Source organism: Streptomyces sp. NPDC002730, from assembly GCF_042888805.1.
Taxonomy (GTDB): domain Bacteria; phylum Actinomycetota; class Actinomycetes; order Streptomycetales; family Streptomycetaceae; genus Streptomyces.
In genome coordinates this window covers 1-2,722 of the sequence record NZ_JBIAQG010000060.1, presented here as the reverse complement: position 1 = coordinate 2,722, position 2,722 = coordinate 1, and the positions used below count along the sequence as shown (strand labels likewise).

At 66.3% G+C, this 2,722-nt stretch carries 2 protein-coding genes and 1 pseudogene; all 3 read left to right on the top strand.

Going from position 1 to position 2,722, the window contains the following annotated elements:
• The first annotated feature begins 577 nt into the window (after nucleotides 1–577).
• Nucleotides 578–1,680, top strand: a pseudogene (locus tag ACFYXH_RS42400) (IS4 family transposase).
• 16 nt (nucleotides 1,681–1,696) lie between these two features.
• Complete coding sequence (locus ACFYXH_RS42395) at nucleotides 1,697–1,987, top strand: transposase (RefSeq protein ID WP_389575165.1); 291 nt, start codon at nucleotides 1,697–1,699, stop codon at nucleotides 1,985–1,987.
• Nucleotides 1,984–2,722 (top strand): IS3 family transposase (locus ACFYXH_RS42390; protein ID WP_389575163.1); only part of this gene is annotated, 739 nt, incomplete at its 3' end. The genes ACFYXH_RS42395 and ACFYXH_RS42390, both read left to right, overlap by 4 nt.

The following is a 2,722-nucleotide window of genomic DNA, read 5'->3' as shown; positions in this document are numbered from 1 at the left end:
GCCGAGGTCGATGGCGAGCCGCTTGATCTGCGGCTTGGGATCCGCGGTGCGATACATCCGAACCGCACGGTCACGCAACTCGAGCGGGTACTTTCGGGGAGCGGCCACGGCCGATGTTCCTCTCATGAGTCCCATCTGACCCTCTGTCAACTCACCCCGCATCTCGGGGGAACCTCACCGCCCCAACCAGTTGGCTGACCGGCCGTTTCCCCGGCCCACCCACGATCCCCGAAGGACCCGGCTCCGGTTACCCAGGTCTTCTCGGGGCCCCGGCTGTAGTCGAGCTCGGCCTTGATGCGATGCCCGTTCGGCGACCAGCCCGGCGCCGGCGGGAAAGCGCGGGGGATCACTGGCCCGAACTCGTCGACACAGACGACCGTCGCGCCGTCGGGCGGGCTGGTGTAGAGCTCGATGATCCGCGCCCTTTCCCTCAAAGCCCGGATCCTTCGATCGGGTCCAGGACCGGGTGCGACGCCAGCGCACGATGGTGTCCCTTGTCGTGCAACACCGTTGCGTTATGCCGTCGGGTTTTTTGTCAAGTTCATGAACGAGCGGACGGGACCCCTGGTAGATCCCTGTGGTGTCGAGCCCAGAGATCGTCGTACCGGAGGTCCCGTTGCCGCGGCATTCTGCCACCCCGCCACCCGTGGCGTCAGCTCATGATGTGTACGCTCCCGGCCACTTGGGAGAGCTGACGCAGGTCATCGACCCGCAGCTGGTCGACGCGGTCCTTGAGGAGACCGGCTCGCGTGAGCGGCGCGTGCGGCTGCTGCCAGCGCGGGTGATGTGTACTTCGTGCTCGCCCTCGCCTTCTTCGAGCATTCGTCGTACCAGGCAGTGCGGGACAAGCTCGGAGCGGGACTGCGCGGGGTCACAGTGTCACGGCCGGGCGCATCCTCCTTGTCACGGGCCCGGCGCCGACTGGGCAGCGTCCCGCTGCGTCGCCTGTTCGAGATCCTCGCCGGCCCGGTGGCCGCCCGGGCCCAGGCCGGCTCCTTCTACCGCGGTCTGCGGGCGGTCGCGGTGGACGGCACCACCTTGAGCATCCCCGACGAGGACGCGGTGACCTGGCGCTTCCCCAAGCACGGCGGTCCGGTGCTCGAATTCGGCTACCCCCTGCTGCGCCTGGTGACGCTGGCAGAGTGCGGCACCCGCGCCCTCCTCGGCGCAGCCTTCGGCCCCGACACCACCGGCGAACTCGGCTACGCGCGCCGCCTGCTGTCCCACCTGGACGCCTCGATGGTGCTGCTCGCCGACGCCTACTACGACGCATACGACTTCCTGGAGGCAGTGACCGGCACCGGCGCATCCTTCCTGCTGCGCTCGACCCGCAAGCGGCGCCCGACGGTGCGCCGCCCGCTGCCGGACGGCTCCTACCTGCCCACCATCTGCGCCGGGCAATACCAGGCCGGGAGCGGTTACGGGCGCCTCGAGGTACGGATCATCGAAGCCCGGATGACCATCGAGCTGGCCGACGGCACCCGCCGCACCGAGCTGTGGCGGCTGATGACCAGCCTCCTGGACACCGAGCGCTACCCCGCCCACGACCTGATCACGTTGTATCACCGCAGATGGCAGGCCAAGACCTGCTACTTCTCGCTGAAATCGACCATCCTCGACGGACGGGTGTGGGCCGCCCCGAAGTTTCCGGACACCGGACCAACTAGAATGTTGGTCTGATTGACGGAGAAGGTACGTGGCTCAGAAACGCAAGAAGTTCAGCTCTGAATTTAAGGACGAGGCCGTCCGGATGGTAATCGAACAGTCGAGGCCGGTCGCCCAGGTGGCCCGGGAGCTCGGGCTTGTTGAGGGGACGCTGGGGAACTGGGTCAACTCCTACCGGCGTGCGCACCCCGGCGAGGAGGCGCCGCTCACTATTTCAGAGCGGGCCCGCCTGCGTGAACTGGAGAAGGAAGTCCGGGAGCTGCGGATGAAGACCGAGTTCCTGGGAAAAGCGGCGGCCTTCTTCGCCCAGGAGTATCGGTGAACGAGAAGTACGAGTTCATCGACGGTGAAAAGGGAAACTTCCCCGTCAAGAAGATGTGCGCCTGGATTGAGGTGTCGAAGTCCGGTTTCTACGACTGGCGTTCGCGGCCTCTGTCGGCGACCGCGGAACGCCGCGAAGAACTCAAGACCCGTATCCAGTTCATATTCGAGGAATCCGACGAGACATACGGCTACCGGCGGGTGCACGCCCAACTCGCCCGCCAGAGCGTGCAGGCCGGCCGCGAGCTGGTCCGGGCGCTGATGCGTGAGCTGGACCTCGTGCCGTGCCAGCCCCGGCCCTGGCGGTCCACCACCCTCGCCGGTGAACACATGGACCAGGCGCCGGACCTGATGCGCCGTGATTTCACCGCCAAGGCACCCGGCCACAAACTCGTGGGCGACATCACCTATATCCACACCTGGGCCGGATTCCTGTACCTCGCCACAGTCATCGACTGCCACACCAAGGCCGTTGTCGGCTGGTCGATGGCCGACCACATGAAGGCCACACTGATATCCGACGCCATCAGCATGGCCGCTGACCACACGGACCTTGCCGCGGACTGCATATTTCACAGCGACCGCGGCTCGCAGTACACGTCTCGTGAATTCCGGGACCGGCTCCACGAGTTGGGCATCAGGCCAGGGCGATTGCAAAGTCCGTTGGTCGTGCGTCAGTGCAGGTCAGTTGAGTCCGAGGATGGCCAGTGGCCGCTCGTAGGGGCGGAGGGCTGTC